Source organism: Streptomyces sp. NPDC001709, assembly GCF_053596375.1.
Genome location: NZ_JBSFGB010000001.1, coordinates 259417 through 277513, shown reverse-complemented (window position 1 = coordinate 277513; position 18097 = coordinate 259417). Strand labels below are relative to the sequence as shown.

Below are 18097 nucleotides of genomic sequence, written 5' to 3'. Positions count from 1 at the left end.
GTCGTGCTCAGCCGCCGGGCTCGAACAGCGGTTTTCCGTCCTGGTAGGTCACCCGCAGCGCCATCCCGGCCGCCAGGGATCCCTCGGCGCAGTTCACGATCCGCGTCATCATCCGCGGCCCCTCCGCCAGATCGACCACCGCGGCCACGTACGGCGTGCGCTCGCGGAAGGGCGGCAGGTCGTTGCGGTGGACCGTGGACCACGTGTAGAGCGCGGCCCGGCCGCTCGCCTCCTCCCAGGTCACCTCCTCGCTCCAGCAGTGCGGGCAGAACTCGCGGGGGTAGTGGTGGGCCCGCCCGCAGGCCCCGCAGCGGCGGATCAGCAGCCGGCCCGCCGCGGCCGCCTCCCAGTAGGGGCGCGTGAAGGCGTCGGGCTCGGGAAGGTCGTAACGCGCCGCACTCATCGGAACCACCCCAGCCACGCGTCCACCGACCACGCCTGCCAGGCCATGCCGAAGAAACCGACCAGCGAGATCAGCCCCATCATCGAGTTCTGGCCCTGCTCGGCCCAGTCGTGGATCATCAGGACGAAGTAGATCGCGTTCAGCAGCAGGCCGCCGATGAGGGCCACCGGTGTCAGGAAGCCGAGGATCAGGCCGAGGCCGAGGGAGAGTTCGGCGTAGGCGACGACGTAGGCCATGAGCCGTGGGTACGGCTTCACCACCACCTCGAACCCCGTCCGCACCGGCGTCCAGCGGTGCTTCGCCGCCACGTCCGCCGCCCAGGCGATGCCGCTGCCGCGCTCGAACCAGGCCTTCTTGTCCTTGTGCCGCCAGCTCTCCAGCCACCACAGACCGAGGCCGATCCGCAGCACCGCCAGCCACTCCGCGCCGCCGAGCCATATCGAGTCCATGGATCTGACGGTACGTCAGATCAGCGGCGAAGCCCACCTGTTGGACACCGGCCCGTGAGCCCACGCCCCGCCTCCAATGATCTTTCAATGGTTGCGTCTTCACCAATCGCCCTCCATTCCCGTACACCCGTGATCAATCCGCAACCAATTCCGGTCTTGACCGAGACCCATCAACGGGGTGCGTGATTACGCTCCCCACCATGGCCGACTCCCGTTCCGCTTCCGTACCGCTCTCCGCCACCCCCGCCGACCGCCCGGTCTATGTCATCGGCGCCGGTCCGGGCGGTCTGGCCGCCGCGTACGCGCTGCGGGCGCGGGGCATACGGGCCGTGGTGCTGGACAAGGCCGACCGGGTCGGCGCGTCCTGGCGCGGCCACTACGACCGCCTCCGTCTGCACACCACCCGGCGGGCCTCGGCGCTCCCCGGCCTGAAGATCCCCAGGAAGTTCGGGCGCTGGGTGTCCCGGGACAACGTGGTGCGTTACCTGGACAAGTACGCCGAGCACCACGAGCTGGAGATAGTCACCGGTGTGGAGGTCTTCCGCGTCGAGCGGGCCGGGGACGGCACCGGCTGGCTGCTGCACGCCTCCGGCGGGCGCGAGCTGACCGGCAGCGCGGTGGTCGTGGCCACCGGCTACAACCACACCCCGCGCATCCCCGACTGGCCGGGCCGCACGGAGTACGGCGGCGAGTTGCTGCACGCCGGCGCCTACCGCAATGCCGAGCCGTACGCCGGCCGGGACGTCCTGGTCGTCGGCGCCGGCAACACCGGCGCCGAGATCGCCGTGGACCTGGTGGAGGGCGGCGCGGCGCGGGTGCGGCTGGCCGTCCGTACCGTTCCGCACATCGTGCGCCGCTCGACGCTCGGCTGGCCCGCGCAGTACTCGGGCGTGCTGGTACGGCGGCTGCCGGTAGGGCTCGTGGACCGGCTGTGCCGGCTCCAGGCGAAGGTCGCCGTGCCGGACCTGTCCGCCCAGGGCCTGCCCCGCCCGGACACCGGGCTGTACAGCAGGGTCACCGAAGGCGCCATCCCGGTCCAGGACGTCGGCCTGATCGACGCCGTGCGCCGGGGCAAGGTGGAGATCGTGGCCGCCGTCGACTCCTTCGAGGACGGGAACCCCGGAAAGGTCGTCCTCGCCGACGGCAGCCGCATCGAGCCGGACGCCGTGATCGCGGCGACGGGATACGCCCGCGCCCTGGAAGGGCTGGTCGGACACCTGGGCGTACTGGACGGCCGGGGCGGGCCGGTGGTGCACGGCGGCCGTACGCCCGCCGGGGCGCCCGGGCTGTACTTCACCGGGTTCACCAACCCGATCAGCGGGATGCTCCGGGAGCTGGCGCTCGACGCCGGGCGGATAGCGAAGGCGACGGCCAGGCACCTCGGCAGCACCCGTCGGTAACTTTGCGCGCCCGACCTGTTCCTGACATTACGTCAGTTCAGTAATCTGACAGAGCGTCAGTTTACTTGTGCTGTCTCACAGGAGCGGGCGGACCGATGCTTGGATCAACCCACGGCACCCTCACCACCGACTCCCGCCGGGCCCGGGTCATCGCCTGCGGTGAGCAGCGGCCCGGCCCCGTCGTACACGATCAGGTCGACGACCTGGACGTCAGCGGGCGGCCGCTGTATGCGGACGTACCGGACCTGACCCGCTTCTTCCGGCCCGAGTCCGTCGCCGTGATCGGCGCCTCGGACGCGGAGGGACGGCCGAACACCGGGATCACCCGGCAGCTGCTGGCATGGGCCGAGCGGGTCGGTGCGCGGGTGCACCCGGTGCACCCGACCCGCCCCTGCGTCTTCGGCATCCCCTGCGCCGCCTCCGTCGCCGAACTGCCTTCCGGGCAGGTCGACCTGGCCGTGCTGCTGGTGGCCGATCCCCTGCCGGTGATCGAGGAGCTGGCGGACGCCAAGGTGAAGTTCGCGGTCGCCTTCGCCTCCGGGTTCGCCGAGACGGGCGAGGCGGGCGCCGAGGCACAGCAGCGGCTGGCGGACGCCGTACACCGCTCGGGGATCCGGCTCCTCGGCCCGAACACCAACCTCAACGCCTTCGAGCACTTCCGGGAGGACCTGACCGGACCCGCGATCGCGCTGATCACCCAGTCCGGCCACCAGGGCCGCCCGGTCTTCTCGCTGCAGGAGCTGGGCGTCCGGCTCTCCCACTGGGCGCCCACCGGCAACGAGGCCGACCTGGAGACGGCGGACTTCGTCTCCTGGTTCGCCGAGCAGCCCGAGGTCGGCGCCATCGCCTGCTATGTGGAGGGCCTCAAGGACGGCCGTGCCTTCCTGCTGGCCGCCGACCGCGCCGCCCGCCGCGGGGTGCCGGTGGTCGCGGTGAAGGTGGGCCGCACCGAGACCGGCGCGCGCACGGCCGCCTCGCACACCGGCAAGCTGACCGGCGCCGACGACGTGGTGGACGCGGCGATGCGCCAGTTCGGGGTCGTACGGGTCGACGGCCTCGACGAACTCCAGGACACCGCAGCCCTGTTGGCGCGGGCGCGGGCCCCGCTGGCGGACGGGGTCGCGGTGTACTCGATCTCCGGCGGCACCGGCGCCCACGCGGCCGACCTGGCCACGGTGGCCGGACTACGGCTGCCCCGCCTGTCCGAGGCCAAGCAGACGGAACTCCACCAGTGGATACCGTCGTATCTGAGCGTGGCCAATCCCGTGGACAACGGCGGGCACCCGGTCGGCGACGCCCGTGGCCGCAAGATCATCGACGCGATCCTGGCCGACCCGTCGATCGGCGTCCTGATCTGCCCGATCACCGGCCCCTTCCCCCCGCTGAGCGACAAACTCGTCAAGGACCTGGTCGAGGCGGCGGAGGAGACGGACAAGCTGGTGTGCGTGGTGTGGGGCTCGCCGGTGGGCACGGAGGCCGCGTACCGCGAGGTCCTGCTCGGCTCGTCCCGTGTCGCCACCTTCCGCACCCTGGCCAACTGCCTCACGGCGGTCGGCGCCTGGCTGAACCACCACACGTTCAGCAGCGGCTACCACTCCCCCTTCGACGAGGCCCCGCGCACCCCGTCCCCCTCCTTCCGCAAGGCCGAGGCCCTGATGCGCCCCGGCCGGCAGCTCAGCGAGCACGCGGCGAAGCAGCTGCTGCGGGCCTACGGCATCCGGGTGCCGCGCGAGCAGCTGGTGACCAGCGCGGCGGCGGCCGTACGGGCGGCGGCCCAGGTCGGCTACCCGGTGGTGATGAAGGCCTCCGGCGCCCAGATCGCCCACAAGACCGAACTGGGCCTGGTCAAGATCGGGTTGACGTCCGCGAGCCAGGTCCGCGACGCCTACCGCGAGCTGACGGACATCGCGCGCTACGAGGGTGTCTCGCTGGACGGGATCCTGGTGTGCCAGATGGTCGAGCAGGGCGTGGAGATGGTCGTCGGGGTGACGCACGACGACCTCTTCGGCCCGACGGTGACGGTCGGCCTGGGCGGAGTCCTGGTGGAGGTGCTGCACGACGCGGCGGTCCGCGTCCCCCCGTTCGGCGAGGACCAGGCCCGCGCCATGCTCACCGAACTCCGCGGCAGGGCCCTGCTGGACGGCGTCCGCGGCCGCCCGCCGGCCGATCTGGACGCCCTGGTGGAGGTGGTCCTGCGGGTCCAGCGCATGGCGCTCGAACTGGGCGAGCACGTGGCCGAGCTGGACATCAACCCGCTGATGGTCCTGCCGCGGGGGCAGGGGGCGGTGGCGTTGGACGCGCTGGTGGTGTGCGCATGACCGATCTCCTCTCGGATGCCCGCGACCAGGTCCTGCACCTCACACTGAACCGCCCGGACTCCCTCAACGCCCTCACCCCGGACCTGCGCAACGACCTCATCGCCCGCCTGGCGGAGGCATCGGCGGACCCGGACGTCCGGGCGGTGGTCCTCACCGGCACCGGGCGGGGCTTCTGCGCGGGCGCGGACCTGAGAGGCGGTACCGGCAGCGGCGACCGGCTCCCCGGAGACGTGGCCAGGGTGCTGCGCGTGGGCGCCCAACGCCTGATCGCGGCCGTCCTGGACTGCGAGAAGCCGGTGATCGCCGCTGTGAACGGCACGGCGGCGGGTCTCGGCGCGCACCTCGCCTTCGCCTGCGACCTGGTCCTGGCCGCCGAGTCGGCCCGCTTCATCGAGGTGTTCGTACGGCGGGGTCTGGTACCGGACGCCGGCGGCGCGTACCTGCTCCCCCGCCTCCTGGGCCCCCACCGGGCGAAGGAGCTGATGTTCTTCGGCGACGCGCTCCCGGCACCGGACGCCGAACGCCTGGGCCTGGTCAACAGGGCCGTACCCGACGCCGATCTGCCCAAGGCGGCCCGGGAGTGGGCGACCCGCCTGGCCTCCGGCCCGACCCGCGCCCTGGCCCTGACCAAGCACCTGCTGAACACCTCCCTGGACTCGGACCGCACCACCGCCTTCGCGGCGGAGGCCTGGGCCCAGGAGATCAACATGACGACCGAGGACGCCCGGGAGGGACTGCGGGCGTTCGTGGAGCGGCGGGGGGCGGGGTTCCGGGGGCGGTGAGGGCCGGTTCAGGTCGGCACTTTCGGGCGCCGCGCACCTCGTGGCCTGAGTACGCGTACTCAGGACGGATGGGGTGCTTCACGGATGGGACCGGTACAGCGCGCATCTACACTTAACCGGGGCACAACGACCGGCACGGGGGAGGGACCACGCGTGGCGTGGGAGGAGTGGGAGCAGCTCAAGTCGGCGGCTGCCGAGCGGCATGGAACGCGCATGCAGCTCAATCAGGTTCCGGCCGATGTCGGCGGTTCCGGCAGCGGGGCCGGCGGGGGGAGCGGCACCGGGCGACTGCGGCACACGCACGGCCCCTGGACGCGGGCCGCGAGCGTGGCCGACGATCTGCACACCAGCACGGTCAAGTCCAAGGCGGACCTGGGCCTCGCCCACGACGACATGGCCGCTTCCCTCGGGGGCCTCGCAAGTCTCGGCACCCTCAGGGCCGTTCTCACCTCGTGGGAGAACCGTCTGGGCACGGTCCGCGACGAGTGCAGCACCCTGGGTCCCAAACTGCGCCAGGTGGCCCTGGACATGGGTGAAGCGGACCACGCGGTGGGCACCAAGGTCGGTGCCGTGCACGTGTCCGGTTCCGGGAAGGGCTGACCGTGACATCGACGCTGACCTGGCAGCAGCTCAAGGACCTCAAGCCGGACACGCTCAGCCACGCGGCCGACGGATGGGGTGCCGTCTCTCGGCACGCGGACTCCGCTCGCGAACAGATCGCGGGCCGGATGAGTGGCCCCCTCGGCAAGACCCAGGAGAGCGAGGCCGCCCAGGCCGCGGTCAAGCGCCTCGAGCGGCTGGAGGACAACTACCACTACATCCACGCCGAGTGCGGTCTCATCCGAGGCGCCATCGACGGCCTGGCGGCGGAGCTGACCACCCAGCGCAAGGCGCTGACCGGGGCACTGGACGACGCCGCGGCACTCGGCTACACGGTCGACGACAACGGCGGTGTCACCTACCCAGCCGACGGGAAGAACGAGCAGACCGGAGCGGAGTATCCGGGCGGCACGGTCTACGGCGAGGACGGGCACTTCACGCCGGGGAACGCGGCTCCGTCCTCGGGAAAGCACCGGATGTACCAGCCCGGCCTGGGCGATGCCGACGGGAAGGTCAGAGTCCCGAACCCGCACTACGCCAAAGCACAGGAGATTGCCAACCGCATCTCTCTCGCCGTGCTGCGCGCGCGTGGTGCCGATGACCGGTACTCCGGAGCCCTGGCGAGACTGAAGGCCGCCCCCGGCCTGACCGTGGACACCAGGACGTGGGCGGATGTCGCATCCGACGTCGACTCGGTCGGCGCCTCCGCGCTGCCCTACATCAAGGACAAGCTTCCGCTGGACAAGACACCGGCGGAACGCAAGGACTGGTGGGACCACTTGACGGCGGACGAGCGCGAGGAATACCTGACGGCTTTCCCGGGGCTGATCGGCAGCCTCGACGGCATACCGGCAACAGCCCGCGACGACGCCAACCGGGAGAACCTGAAGTTCCTCATTGCGAAGCTCGAGGGTCAGCACGACGATCTGTCCAAGGCCCAGCTCGACGGCATGAAGGGAATCCAGGCCAAACTCGACGCGGGCAGCAACCCGCCCATGTTCCTGCTGGGCATCGGGGACGAGGGGAACGGACGGGCAATCGTCAGCTACGGAAACCCCGACACCGCCAAGAACGTCTCCGCATACGTTCCCGGCCTCGGCACCGCACTGGACGGGGATTTCGCGGACGACACAGTCCGCAGGGCGTTCCAGACCGCCAAAGGCGCGCGCAAGTACGACCACTCGACGGCCTCTATCGTGTGGCTCGGCTACGACGCGCCGGGCTTCACCGAGGTGGGATCCACCGCGAACGCGGAAAAAGGTGCCCCGGAATACCGCAGTTTCATGGAGGGCATACAGGCGACCAATGTGCACAAGGACCCCCACGTCACCGCCATCGGGCACTCCTACGGTTCCCTCGTGGTCGGCACGGCGGCGCGTCAGCACGGCGGTATTCCCGGCGCCGACGACATCGTCCTGCTGGGCAGCCCTGGCACCGGGGCTCAGCGGGCCGAGGAACTGAATGTGGGCAAGGGCCACGTTTTTTCCGCTTCGGCCGGCAACGATCCTGTTTCCTGGCTACCCGGGAAGGAAAGCCTCCTGGGCCCGGTCCAGGCGGTGGACAGCTATATGGACAACCAGCGCTGGTTCGGCCGGGACCCGGTCAGCGAGGAGTTCGGTGCCGTCCGTATAGAATCCGGGGACGGGCCGCTGCCGCTCAATCTCTCAGGTAAGGGGATGACGCCGGCCCACTCCGGATATTTCGATTCCGACAGGAATCCCTCTGCGGCGAACAACATCGCCAAGATCGTCGCCGGCAGGTCAGACATCGTCACGACGGAAGATCCCCGATGAAAAGGCTCACCACTCAGCTGGCCGGCATCGCACTGGGCATCGTGGCCGTAGCCGGCTGCGGTGGGAGCGACGGGAGTGTGAAGGGGAACTCGAAGGTGGACATGCAAGAGGCGGCGGAGAAGGCCGACGCGCTGGTGTACCGGACGTTCGGCGCAGTCCGGCCCCCGCTCGACTGGACGCATGACGCCTCGGACCACGGCAGTTGCGAAGGGTCGGACGAATACGGGGACGTCACGCGCCGCGCGGTCGTCATGACGAAGGTGTCCGCTGAGCGGCGCGGGGCTCTCCTCGGCATCATCGAGCGGTACTGGAAGAAGACGGGGCTGAAGATCACCAAAGTCGGCTCCGACAAGGAGTTCCCCGAGATGTACGCCGAGACCGGTGACGGCCTGCTGCGCACCAGCCTCGTCGTCGGCGGGGAAGGGCAGTTCTTCCTCGATGTGCAGACCGCCTGCGTCAGCATGTCCGACGTCAAGGCGCCGGCGACCCAGGCGCGTGGACACAGCTACTACGGCAAGGACGTGCCGCGCCCCAACGTGACCGACCCGTTCTGGTCCTCCCGCGAACCGATCGGCCACTGAACCTAGCGATCTGACCTACTGTCATTTTCGTTCGCGGAATGACGGGACACGCAGGAGCCGCGGCTTTCGCCGTTCGGCATCTGGGGCCCAGAGAGCTTCACCAACGGAGTCACCGCGATCACGGAACCGGACGCCTGGGTCTGATCAACAGGGGGAGCGGGCGGCCCGGCCTGGGCGCAGGAGATCAACATGACGACCGAGGACGCCCGGGAGGGACTGCGGGCGTTCGTGGAGCGGCGGGGGGCGGGGTTCCGGGGGCGGTGAGGGTCAGTCGCCGGTGCGGTCCAGGGTCCGGAGGGTGCCCGCGTCCGCGTCGCCGAAGAAGGCGAACAGCTGGGGGGCGGACTCGGTGCCGCTGACGGACCAATGGGTGTCGCTGTCGCAGGTGCCGTCGAGGTGCAGGAGGACGGCGGGGCGGTCGATGTCGTCCCTGCCGGGTTTCCAGGTGCCGGAGCCCGCGCAGACCGCGTAGTCCTCGTGGTGCGGTTCCGCCCCGTTCTGGTCCGTGGATTGGGTGGGGAGGCTGCGGGCCTCGGCCCGGCCGTCGGGGGTCAGGCGCAGCTCGGCGCCATTGTCGCCGCGCCAGACTCCGGCGAGCTGGGCGGGGGTCAGCTCGGGTGGTTCGTACCGGGGGATCAGGCCGGTCGCGGAGGCCGCGAGCCCGCCGCCGAGGGTCAGGGCGAAGAGGCCGGCGCAGGCGAGTGCCGAGCGCCACCACAGGCCCCACGCCGACCAGGAACGCGTGCGGACGTAGGCGATGCCGAACGCGGGCAGCAGGCCCAGGGCGGTGAGGACCGAGGCGGTGGTGACGAACGGCCAGCGGAAGAGTGCCGTCGTCACCGCGCCCCAGCCGGCGGCGGCGGCCGCTGCCGCGACCGTGCGGCAGGCCCACTCCGGCCCGCCGAACCACCTGAGCGTCGGCCGGGCCAGCAGGATCGCGGGCAGCGTCAGCACGACGGAGAGCAGCAGGCCCAGGAGCGGCAGCAACAGCGGGGCGAATACCAGCAGGCAGAAGATGCCGAAAGCGCCGCCGTAGCCGGTGTCGTACTGGTCCTGGCTCGTGCTCCAGATCCACCACAGCAGCCCGGCCGCCGGCAGCTGTGTCGCGTTCACCGGGATCGCCGCGGTCAGATCGCTCCCGGTCGCACGGACTCGCTCACGCGCCTTCTCCCACCCCATGCCCGCAGCCTACGAAGTGCCGGTACGAGGCCCCGCCACCAGGCTTCACATCTGACGAACCGTCAGCTTCAATGGATGGCGTGATGGGACACGCAGGGGCGGCTGCCGCCGCCGTCCGGTATCTGGGGCCGGGGCCCGTGGAGGCTTTGCCACGGCCGGAGTTGCGGTGCGTGCGGGAGGGCGAGCGCGCCCCGGTCGACCCGGCCGAGTTCCGGCGGGTACTGGGAAGCTTCGCGAGCGGCGTGACCGTGATCACGGCACCGGCCGCCGACGACGAGCCGGGTCCCGCCGGTTTCGCCTGCCAGTCCTTCGCCTCCCTCTCCCTCGAACCACCGCTGGTCTGCTTCATGGTGGGCCGTACGTCGACCACCTGGCCCCGCATCGCCCACGCCGGCGTCTTCTGCGTCAACGTGCTCAGCGCCGGCCAGGACGAGCTGTGCCGGGCCTTCGCGGTGAGCGGCGCGGACAAGTTCGCAGGCGTCGCGTACGACCCGGCACCCGTCTCCGGCTCGCCCCGCCTGACCGGCGCCACCGCGTGGATCGACTGCACGGTCCACGCCGTGCACACCGGGGGCGACCACCTGATCGTCGTGGGCCGGGTGAACGCCCTGGGCACGGGGGAGCCGGACGAGCCGCTGCTCTTCCATCGGGGGCGGTTCGCCCGGCTCGGCTGAGTGGTGATCACGGGGGCGGGGAAATGGGTGGCAGGCATGATGATCAAGCTGTTAGCTTGCGGTTGACCGTGACGCCGCCCGAGGAGGTGAGACCCATGAACGCTGTATCGACGTGGGTGCTCCCCCTTCCCGTCACGGCCGGCGATTGACGTAGTTGCCGCCGGGAGCGCCTCGACAACAAGGCACTCCCGAAAGGCAACACCTATGTACTCTCTGCAGTTCACCGCCGAGTCGTCGTCGAACGGCGTGATCGAACGCGACTTCACCGTGGGCGACGTCCCCGGCGTCCTCTGGTCCCCGGCCTCCGGTGCCGATCGTGCGCCCCTGGTCCTGATGGGCCACGGCGGAGGCAACCACAAGAAGCACCCGGCGATGTCGGGCCGGGCCCGGCTCCTGGTGACCGGCTGCGGCTTCCACGTCGCCGTCATCGACGCGCCCGGTCACGGCGACCGGCCGCGCACCGCACACGACGAGGCGGAAATCGCCGAGCTGTTCCGGGCGCGGGCGGCCGGCGAGCCGGAAGGCCCGATCGTCGTCCGCTACAACGCCCACCTGGCGGAGCTCGCCGTACCCGAGTACCAGGCGACCCTGGACGCCCTCCAGGAACTCCCGGAGATCGGCACCGACGGGCCGGTCGGCTACTGGGGCATCAACATGGGCACCGCGATCGGCATACCGTTCGTGGCGATCGAACCCAGGATCACCGCTGCGGTCTTCGGCCAGCACTGGCCCCACGTCCTGGCCGAGAAGGCGAAGCAGATCACCGTCCCGATCGAGTTCGATCTGCAGTGGGACGACGAGCACATCTCCCGCGAGGAGGGTCTCGCCCTGTTCGACGCCTTCGCCTCGAAGGAGAAGTCGCTGCACGTGAACTCGGGCAAGCACAAGGAGCTGCCCCGGTTCGAGGCCGACAGCGCGGTCCGGTTCTTCGCCCGACACCTCGACCGAGCGGTCACCGGGTCCGCCTGACGTGCACGGCGGCGACTACCGGGACACGCCCGGCCACTCTGACGCCAGGGTGAGAGACGAAGAAGCCCCCCGCCGCCCGCACAGGCGGACAGCGGGGGCGGACAGGCGCCATGGACGCGCCGCTACGGCGTGACGGTCAGCGCACCGCCAGTCGCCACAGGGACGTCACCTCGGCCGCGCGGGCCGTGTGCAAGGGGTCGTTCGGGTCGGTCGCGCGTGGGTGGCGGGGGCGGGTGTCCGTGCGGGACAGGATCTTCAGACCCGCCCTCTCGATCGCGGCGAGCAACTCGGTGCGGGTGCGCAGGCCCAGGTGTTCGGCCAGGTCGGACAGGATCAGCCAGCCCTCGCCGCCGGGTTCGAGATGTGCGGGCAGGCCCGCCAGGAAGGCGCGCAGCATGGTGCCGCCGGGGTCGTACACGCCCTGGTCGAGGTCGGAGGCGGGGCGGCCCGGGAGCCAGGGCGGGTTGCAGACGACCAGCGCGGCCCGGCCGGGCGGGTACAGCTCCGGGCCGGTGACCGTGACCCGGTCCGCGAGGCCGAGGCGGGTGACGTTGTCCCGGGCGCAGGCGCGGGCCCGGGGGCTGAGGTCGCTCGCGAGAACGCGGCGCACACCGCGCCGGGCCAGGACGGCGGCCAGCACACCGGTGCCGGTGCCCAGGTCGAAGGCGGTGGGGGTGGGGGTGGTGGGCAGTGGTGCCTTCGCCACCAGGTCGACGTACTCGCCGCGGACCGGGGCGAAGACGCCGTAGTGCGGGTGGATCCGGGCATCCAGCGCGGGCACGTGGACGCCCTTCTCGCGCCACTGGCGGGCGCCTAGGGCTCCCAGCAGTTCCCGGAGCGGGACGAGGGTGGGGCCGGCCGCTGGGCCGTAGGCGTCGGCGCAGGCGGCGCGGACGTCGGGGGCGCGGCGCAGGGCCAGGGTGTGGTCCGCCTCCAGCAGGACCAGGAGGCGGCCCAGTACGCGGGCGCGGTGGGCGCGGAAGCGGCGCTGGTGGTGGAAGGTCTCGGCCGCGCAGGGCGCCGGGTCCGGTGCCTTGCGGTCGATACGGCGGGCCAGCGCGGTCAGCAGCCGGCGGGCGCCGTGGTAGTCGCCCCGCCACAGCAGGGCGGTGCCTTCGCAGGCGAGGCGGTGGGCGACGGCGGCCGGGATACGGTCGTCGGCGACGACCAGGCGCCGGGGCGGCGGGAGTTCGCTCTCAGAGTGCCAGCGGGCGGACAGGGGTTGCTTCTCGGTCCAGTGGACCAGGGACACGGCATGCTCCTCGGGAGGACGTTCCTACGTGGGCGGGCACGAGGAACGCGTCGCCGAGGACCATGCCGGGAACCATGAAGCCGCCTGTCATACGCATGAGTTCACGATAGTGCCGGCTGCGCGGCCACTGGGGCCCGGCGGATCACCAGGGCCATCAGCGCCGCAGCCGCGCACAGCGTGCCGGAGGCGTACCAGACCATGTCGTAGGAGCCGAAGACGTCGCGGGCGAGGCCGCCGAGGTAGGCGACGAGGGCCGCGCCGATCTGGTGGGAGGCGAGTACCCAGCCGAAGACGATGGCGCTGTCCTCGCCGTACTGCTCGCGGCACAGGGCGAGGGTCGGCGGGACGGTGGCCACCCAGTCCAGGCCATAGAAGACGATGAAGAAGAGCATCGGGGGGTGGACGGCGGGGCCCAGCAGCATCGGGAGGAAGAGGAGCGAGAGGCCGCGCAGGGCGTAGTACACGGCCAGCAGGCGGCGGGGTTCGAAGCGGTCGGTGAACCAGCCGGAGGCGATCGTGCCGACGACGTCGAACACGCCGATGACCGCGAGCAGCGAGGCCGCCGTGGTGACGGGCATGCCGTGGTCGTGCTCGGCGGGCACGAAGTGGGTCTGGATCAGGCCGTTGGTGGAGGCACCGCAGATCGCGAAGGTGCCGGCGAGCAGCCAGAAGGTGCCGGTGCGGACGGAGGTGGACAGGACGTTCAGGGTGCGGCGGGCGGCGCCGGTCACCGGGGGCGGCTTGGGTGTGAACTCGGCGGCGCCGTAGGGCTTTTGGCCGATGTCGGCCGGGTGGTCGCGCAGCAGGATCCACACGAAGGGGACCACGGCGAGGGCGGCCAGGGCGACGGTCACGGCGGCCGGGCGCCAGCCGTGGTGTTCCGTCAGCCAGGACAGCAGCGGAAGGAAGATCAGCTGGCCGGAGGCGGACGCGGCGGTGAGGATGCCGCTGACCAGTCCGCGCCGCTCGGTGAACCACCGGTTGGTGACCGTCGCGGCGAAGGCCAGCGCCATCGAGCCGGAGCCGAGGCCGACCAGCAGGCCCCAGCACAGCCACAGCTGCCAGGCCGCCGTCATCCACACGGTCAGCCCGGAGCCGATCGCGATCACGGTCAGCGCCACGGCGACGACCCGGCGGATGCCGAAGCGGTCCATCAGCGCGGCGGCGAAGGGCGCGGTGAGGCCGTAGAGCGCGAGGTTGATGGAGACGGCCGCGCCGATCGTGCCGCGCGACCAGCCGAACTCCTGGTGCAGCGGGTCGATGAGCAGGCCGGGCAGGGAGCGGAAGGCGGCCGCACCGATGATCGTGACGAAGGTGACGGCGGCGACGAACCAGGCACGGTGAATACGGTGCTGCCGGGTGGGCGGGGTGGCCTGGACGGGGGCTGCGGCTGGGCTTGTCTGAGTCACGTCATAGAGCGTCCACGGTCCGTTCCCGCGCATCGAGTGGCCCGGAGGGCAGCATTCGCTAGGATCGGGCCATGAGTGTCGATCGGGCCATGACCGCCGCCACCGGCGATTTCCGTCCGCACCGGGTCGTCGTCCTCGCCCTCGACGGCCTGCTCCCCTTCGAGCTGGGCATCCCGCACCGCATCTTCGGCCGCCCGAAGGACGAGCGGGGGCGGCATCTGTACGAGGTCGTGACCTGCTCGGTACGGCCGCCCGGCCCGGTCGAGACCGACGCCGACTTCGCGGTGCACGTACCCAACGGCCCGGAGGCCCTGGCCGACGCCGACACGGTGATCGTTCCGGCGTCGTACGAGCTCGGTCCGGTCTTCGACGAGGGCCGGCTCACCGGCGAACTGGCCGCCGCGCTCGCCCGCGTCCGCCCCGGCACCCGGCTCGCCTCCATCTGCACCGGTGTCTACGTCCTCGCCGCCGCCGGATACCTCGACGGCCGCCCGGCGACCACGCACTGGGCCGACGCCGAGCGCTTCCAGCGACTCTTCCCACAGGTCAAGGTGGACGCGGACGTGCTGTTCATCGACGACGGCGACGTGCTGACCTCGGCCGGGGTGGCCGCCGGGATCGACCTGTGCCTGCACATGGTGCGCCGCGACTTCGGTACGGCGATCGCCAACGACGTCGCCCGGCGCACGGTCGTACCCCCGCACCGCGACGGCGGCCAGGCCCAGTACATCCACCGCCCCGTCCCGGACCCCCAGCTGGCCACGACGACCGCCGCCCGCGCCTGGGCGCTGGGCCGCCTCCACGAGCCGATCCAGCTGCGGGACATGGCCGAGCAGGAGGCCATGTCGGTACGCACCTTCACCCGCCGCTTCCGCGAGGAGGTCGGGGTCAGTCCCGGCCAGTGGCTCACCCAGCAGCGCGTCGAACGGGCGCGCCACCTGCTGGAGACCACCGACCTGTCCATCGACCAGGTGGCCCGCGAGGCGGGCTTCGGCACGGCCCAGTCGATGCGCCAGCATCTCCAGCAGGCACTCGGGGTGACGCCGACCGCCTATCGCAGGACGTTCCGGACCGGCGTCAGAACGTGAGCACCGCCCGCGCCACCCGCCCCGCCTCCGCATCCGCGCGGGCTTTGTCGAAGTCCTCCACGGGGTAGGCCGCCGTCACCAACTCGTCGAGCAGCAGGCGCCCTTGGCGGTACAGCTCGGCGTAGAGGGCGATGTCCCGCTGGGGGCGGGAGGAGCCGTAACGGCAGCCGAGGACGGACTTGTCCAGGTAGAGGGAGGAGACGAGGAAGGACGCCTCGGCCGTGGCCGGCGGGACGCCGAGGAGGACCGCCTGGCCGTGGCGGTCGAGGAGGTCGATCGCCTGCCGGACCAGTTCCACCCGGCCGACGCACTCGAAGGCGTGGTCGGCGCCCGTGGGCAGCAGGTCCCGCACGCCCTCCGCCGAGGTCAGGAAGTCGGTGGCGCCGAACTGCCGGGCCACCTCCTCCTTGGCCGGGTTGGCGTCCACGGCGACGATCCTGAGCGCACCCGCGAGCCGTGCGCCCTGCAGTACGTTCAGCCCGATCCCGCCGGTCCCGATGACGACGACGCTGTCGCCGCGGTCCACGCGGGCCCGGTTGAGCACGGCCCCCACTCCCGTGAGCACCCCGCACCCGATCAGCGCGGCCGACTCCAGGGGGATGTCCTTCGGGATCGGTACCGCCTGCACGGCCTTCACGACCGTGCGTTCCGCGAAGGCCGAGTTGGAGGCGAACTGGTGGACCGGGCCGGTCCCGCCCCGGGTGAACGGCCGTCCCGGGCGCCCGATCGCCTGCCGGCACATCGTCGGCCGGCCCCGGTCGCACTCCGCGCAGGTGCCGCAGTTGGCGAGCGTGGACAGCGCCACATGGTCGCCGGGCGCGACATGGGTGACGCCCGCGCCGACCGCCTCCACGACCCCGGCACCCTCGTGCCCCAGCACCACCGGCACCGGGAAGGGAATGGTGCCGTCCACCACGGACAGGTCGCTGTGGCACAGCCCGGCCGCCGCGATCGCCACCAGCACCTCGCCGGGCCCCGGCTCCCGCACCGCGAGATCGTCGACCACCTGCACCTGCCTGCCGTCGAACACCACGCCACGCATCACACGGCCCCCTTGGGCTCTCTGGGCAGGCCGAGCACGCGCTCGGCGATGATCGTGCGCTGGACCTGGTCCGAGCCGCCGTAGATGGTGTCGGCCCGGGAGAAGAGGAACAGGTGCTGGTCAGCGTCGAGTCGGTACGGCGCCGACGGCGACCAGTCCTGAGGCCCCACGGTGGCCGCCGCGCCCCTGACCTGCATCGCCAGCTCGCCCAGCCGCTGGTGCCAGCCGGCCCAGAGCAGCTTGGCCACGCTGGGCGCGTCGGGGTCGGCGGAGCCGCCGAGGGTGCGCAGGGCGTGCCGGCGCATGGTCCGCAGCTCGGCCCACTGGCGCACGAGCCGCTCCCGTACGACGGGATCCCGTACGGCACCCGTCCGCGCGGCAACCCGGATCACGGCTGCCAGCTCCTCGGCGAACCCGATCTGCTGGGCAAGGGTGGACACCCCCCGCTCGAACCCGAGCAGACTCATCGCCACCGGCCACCCCTGCCCCTCACCCCCTACGACGTGCTCCACGCGCGCGTGCGCGCCCTCGAAGAAGACCTCGTTGAAGTCGCTGGTGCCGGTCAGCTGCCGGATGGGGCGCACCTCGACACGGCCGGGCTGGTCCATGGGGACGAGCAGGAAGCTGAGTCCGTGGTGGCGCCGGGAGTCCGGGTCGGTGCGGGCCAGTACGAAGCACCAGTCGGCCTCGTGGGCGAGCGAGGTCCAGATCTTCTGCCCGGTGATCCGGTAGCGGTCCCCCTCCCGTACGGCCGCAGTCCGCACCCCCGCCAGGTCCGAACCGGCGCCGGGCTCGCTGTAGCCCTGGCACCACAGCTCCTCGCCGGCCGCGACCGGGGGCAGGAAGCGGGACTTCTGCTCGTCGGTGCCGTGGGCGATGAGGGTGGGGGCGAGCAGGTTCTCACCGATGTGGCCGGAGCGTGGGGGTGCGGGGGAACGGGCGTACTCCTCGGCCCAGACGACCTGCTGGGTGAGGGGGGCGCTCCGGTTGCCGTATCCCGCCTCCGACCAGCCGATTCCGATCCAGCCGGCTTCACCAAGGGTGCGTTCCCAGGTGCGGCGGTCTGTCGAGGGTGTTGCGTTGGCCTTGAGCCAGGCACGGGCCTCAGCACGAAACTCTTCGTCCTCTTGACTGAACTCGAAATCCATGAAGCTCCCTCAGCTTGAGCGCCCCAAAGGGGCGCGGGGAACTGCGCGAACGACCCCAACGCACCCGCAGCCGCCGGACCACAACGCACCCCGACCCATTAGGCGTTCGGCCGAGTACCACTCCGTGCCGCCTCTTCCATCGCCAAAAGCTGGGACAGCATCGGCATCGGATCCACCCCCACCGACCCCGGCAGCAACTCGGCGATCCGCTCCGGAGTCCAGGGCCCCTCCCCGTAAACCGAACGGAGTTCACGCGGCTGCGCCCACACCGCGATCTTCGGCCCCGCGACGGTGTACACCTGCCCGGTGACGCCCTGCGCAGCAGCCCCGTCGGACAGCAGGTACACCACCAGCGCGGCGACGTCCTCCGGCTCGCCGATCTCCGTCAGCTCCATGGGGACGTTCGCCGACATCCGCGTACGAGCCACCGGCGCCACCGCGTTCGCGCTCACCCCGTACTTGTGCAGGCCGAGAGCCGCACTGCGGACGAGCGAGATGATCCCGCCCTTCGCCGCGCTGTAGTTGGCCTGGGACACGGAGCCCTGGTGATTGCCGCTGGTGAAGCCGATCAGGGTGCCGGAGCGCTGCTTGCGCATGACGGCGGAGGCCGCCCGGAACACGGTGAACGTGCCCTTGAGGTGGGTGGCGATCACCGGGTCCCACTCCTCCTCGGTCATGTTGAACAGCATCCGCTCGCGCAGGATCCCGGCCACGCACACGACCCCGTCGAGACGGCCGTACGACGACAGGGCCGTGTCCACGACCCGTTGCCCGCCCGGCATCGTGGAGATGTCGTCGGCCACCGCGACAGCGTCCCCGCCCGCCGCCTCGATCTCCTTGACGACGGCCTCGGCGACCTCGCTCGTGGGCGAGGCGCCGTCCATGGAGACGCCGTAGTCGTTGACGACGACCTTCGCCCCCTCGGCGGCGGCCGCCCGCGCGACCGCCCGGCCGATACCGCGTCCGGCGCCGGTCACGGCGACGACCTTTCCTGTCAAGAAGTTCCCCAC

17 protein-coding genes and 1 pseudogene are annotated in these 18097 nt (G+C 71.5%); 10 read left to right on the top strand and 8 right to left on the bottom strand.

The features are described 5' to 3' along the window. Positions 1 to 7: 7 nt before the first annotated feature. Complete coding sequence (locus tag ACWC0C_RS01435; protein ID WP_450860740.1) at positions 8 to 403, bottom strand: Zn-ribbon domain-containing OB-fold protein; 396 nt, start codon at positions 401 to 403, stop codon at positions 8 to 10. Next, complete coding sequence (locus tag ACWC0C_RS01430) at positions 400 to 852, bottom strand: DoxX family membrane protein (RefSeq protein WP_450860738.1); 453 nt, start codon at positions 850 to 852, stop codon at positions 400 to 402. The genes ACWC0C_RS01435 and ACWC0C_RS01430 overlap by 4 nt, the downstream gene beginning before the upstream one ends. A gap of 200 nt (positions 853 to 1052) precedes the next feature. On the opposite strand from ACWC0C_RS01430, the gene ACWC0C_RS01425 reads away from it, so the two are divergent. The 7 genes and pseudogenes from ACWC0C_RS01425 to ACWC0C_RS01395 form a co-directional block, all read left to right on the top strand. Further along, the gene (locus ACWC0C_RS01425; RefSeq protein WP_449198786.1) at positions 1053 to 2252 is read left to right on the top strand and encodes a flavin-containing monooxygenase; all 1200 of its coding nucleotides are present in this window, start codon (positions 1053 to 1055) and stop codon (positions 2250 to 2252) included. Between the two features lie 95 nt (positions 2253 to 2347). Then, the gene (locus ACWC0C_RS01420; protein ID WP_450860737.1) at positions 2348 to 4570 is read left to right on the top strand and encodes an acetate--CoA ligase family protein; all 2223 of its coding nucleotides are present in this window, start codon (positions 2348 to 2350) and stop codon (positions 4568 to 4570) included. After that, entirely contained in the window at positions 4567 to 5352 is a 786-nt protein-coding gene (locus ACWC0C_RS01415; protein ID WP_450860735.1) for an enoyl-CoA hydratase/isomerase family protein, read from the top strand. The genes ACWC0C_RS01420 and ACWC0C_RS01415 overlap by 4 nt, the downstream gene beginning before the upstream one ends. A 153-nt stretch (positions 5353 to 5505) precedes the next feature. Next, entirely contained in the window at positions 5506 to 5952 is a 447-nt protein-coding gene (locus ACWC0C_RS01410; protein WP_450860733.1) for an amino acid ABC transporter permease, read from the top strand. Positions 5953 to 5954: 2 nt separating this feature from the next. After that, on the top strand, positions 5955 to 7745 hold the full coding sequence (locus ACWC0C_RS01405) for an alpha/beta hydrolase (protein WP_450860732.1): 1791 nt from the start codon (positions 5955 to 5957) through the stop codon (positions 7743 to 7745). Next, on the top strand, positions 7742 to 8326 hold the full coding sequence (locus ACWC0C_RS01400) for a hypothetical protein (protein ID WP_450860730.1): 585 nt from the start codon (positions 7742 to 7744) through the stop codon (positions 8324 to 8326). The genes ACWC0C_RS01405 and ACWC0C_RS01400 overlap by 4 nt, the downstream gene beginning before the upstream one ends. A 168-nt stretch (positions 8327 to 8494) precedes the next feature. Beyond that, positions 8495 to 8590, top strand: a pseudogene (locus tag ACWC0C_RS01395) (enoyl-CoA hydratase/isomerase family protein); the annotation flags it as partial. A gap of 3 nt (positions 8591 to 8593) precedes the next feature. On the opposite strand, the gene ACWC0C_RS01390 reads toward ACWC0C_RS01395, so the two are convergent. Next, on the bottom strand, positions 8594 to 9505 hold the full coding sequence (locus tag ACWC0C_RS01390) for a hypothetical protein (protein WP_450860728.1): 912 nt from the start codon (positions 9503 to 9505) through the stop codon (positions 8594 to 8596). Positions 9506 to 9588: 83 nt separating this feature from the next. Between ACWC0C_RS01390 and ACWC0C_RS01385 the strand changes: the two genes are divergently transcribed. Both ACWC0C_RS01385 and ACWC0C_RS01380 read left to right on the top strand, forming a co-directional pair. Further along, positions 9589 to 10179 carry a flavin reductase family protein gene (locus ACWC0C_RS01385; protein WP_450860726.1) on the top strand — a complete coding sequence of 197 codons (591 nt, stop codon included), beginning with the start codon at positions 9589 to 9591 and terminating at the stop codon, positions 10177 to 10179. 204 nt (positions 10180 to 10383) lie between these two features. Then, positions 10384 to 11148, top strand: coding sequence for an alpha/beta hydrolase (locus tag ACWC0C_RS01380; RefSeq protein ID WP_450860724.1), 765 nt, complete (start codon positions 10384 to 10386; stop codon positions 11146 to 11148). Between the two features lie 136 nt (positions 11149 to 11284). Here ACWC0C_RS01380 and ACWC0C_RS01375 read toward each other — a convergent pair whose 3' ends face one another. Together ACWC0C_RS01375 and ACWC0C_RS01370 are read right to left on the bottom strand one after the other, a co-directional pair. Further along, on the bottom strand, positions 11285 to 12400 hold the full coding sequence (locus tag ACWC0C_RS01375; RefSeq protein ID WP_450860723.1) for a methyltransferase: 1116 nt from the start codon (positions 12398 to 12400) through the stop codon (positions 11285 to 11287). A gap of 101 nt (positions 12401 to 12501) precedes the next feature. Further along, positions 12502 to 13809 carry an MFS transporter gene (locus ACWC0C_RS01370; RefSeq protein WP_450860721.1) on the bottom strand — a complete coding sequence of 436 codons (1308 nt, stop codon included), beginning with the start codon at positions 13807 to 13809 and terminating at the stop codon, positions 12502 to 12504. 71 nt (positions 13810 to 13880) lie between these two features. Here ACWC0C_RS01370 and ACWC0C_RS01365 point away from each other — a divergent pair, with 71 nt between their 5' ends. Further along, positions 13881 to 14897 carry a GlxA family transcriptional regulator gene (locus ACWC0C_RS01365; protein ID WP_450860719.1) on the top strand — a complete coding sequence of 339 codons (1017 nt, stop codon included), beginning with the start codon at positions 13881 to 13883 and terminating at the stop codon, positions 14895 to 14897. On the opposite strand, the gene ACWC0C_RS01360 is transcribed toward ACWC0C_RS01365, so the two are convergent. From ACWC0C_RS01360 to ACWC0C_RS01350, 3 genes are all read right to left on the bottom strand, one after another. Then, positions 14887 to 15939 carry a Zn-dependent alcohol dehydrogenase gene (locus tag ACWC0C_RS01360; protein ID WP_449200906.1) on the bottom strand — a complete coding sequence of 351 codons (1053 nt, stop codon included), beginning with the start codon at positions 15937 to 15939 and terminating at the stop codon, positions 14887 to 14889. The two genes, ACWC0C_RS01365 and ACWC0C_RS01360, sit on opposite strands and share 11 nt — an antisense overlap. Further along, the gene (locus ACWC0C_RS01355; RefSeq protein ID WP_450860716.1) at positions 15939 to 17087 is read right to left on the bottom strand and encodes an acyl-CoA dehydrogenase family protein; all 1149 of its coding nucleotides are present in this window, start codon (positions 17085 to 17087) and stop codon (positions 15939 to 15941) included. The genes ACWC0C_RS01360 and ACWC0C_RS01355 overlap by 1 nt, the downstream gene beginning before the upstream one ends. 98 nt (positions 17088 to 17185) lie before the next feature. Then, a complete protein-coding gene (locus ACWC0C_RS01350) occupies positions 17186 to 18097 on the bottom strand; it encodes an SDR family NAD(P)-dependent oxidoreductase (protein WP_450860714.1) in 912 nt (303 codons plus the stop codon).

Excerpts from the sequence above, each read along its gene's own strand:
- ACWC0C_RS01435 (WP_450860740.1), bottom strand. The coding sequence starts at position 403 with ATGAGTGCGGCGCGTTACGACCTTCCCGAGCCCGACGCCTTCACGCGC.
- ACWC0C_RS01430 (WP_450860738.1), bottom strand. The coding sequence starts at position 852 with ATGGACTCGATATGGCTCGGCGGCGCGGAGTGGCTGGCGGTGCTGCGG.
- ACWC0C_RS01425 (WP_449198786.1), top strand. The coding sequence starts at position 1,053 with ATGGCCGACTCCCGTTCCGCTTCCGTACCGCTCTCCGCCACCCCCGCC.
- ACWC0C_RS01420 (WP_450860737.1), top strand. The coding sequence starts at position 2,348 with ATGCTTGGATCAACCCACGGCACCCTCACCACCGACTCCCGCCGGGCC.
- ACWC0C_RS01415 (WP_450860735.1), top strand. The coding sequence starts at position 4,567 with ATGACCGATCTCCTCTCGGATGCCCGCGACCAGGTCCTGCACCTCACA.
- ACWC0C_RS01400 (WP_450860730.1), top strand. The coding sequence starts at position 7,742 with ATGAAAAGGCTCACCACTCAGCTGGCCGGCATCGCACTGGGCATCGTG.
- ACWC0C_RS01390 (WP_450860728.1), bottom strand. The coding sequence starts at position 9,505 with ATGGGGTGGGAGAAGGCGCGTGAGCGAGTCCGTGCGACCGGGAGCGAT.
- ACWC0C_RS01385 (WP_450860726.1), top strand. The coding sequence starts at position 9,589 with ATGGGACACGCAGGGGCGGCTGCCGCCGCCGTCCGGTATCTGGGGCCG.
- ACWC0C_RS01380 (WP_450860724.1), top strand. The coding sequence starts at position 10,384 with ATGTACTCTCTGCAGTTCACCGCCGAGTCGTCGTCGAACGGCGTGATC.
- ACWC0C_RS01365 (WP_450860719.1), top strand. The coding sequence starts at position 13,881 with ATGAGTGTCGATCGGGCCATGACCGCCGCCACCGGCGATTTCCGTCCG.
- ACWC0C_RS01360 (WP_449200906.1), bottom strand. The coding sequence starts at position 15,939 with ATGCGTGGCGTGGTGTTCGACGGCAGGCAGGTGCAGGTGGTCGACGAT.
- ACWC0C_RS01355 (WP_450860716.1), bottom strand. The coding sequence starts at position 17,087 with ATGGATTTCGAGTTCAGTCAAGAGGACGAAGAGTTTCGTGCTGAGGCC.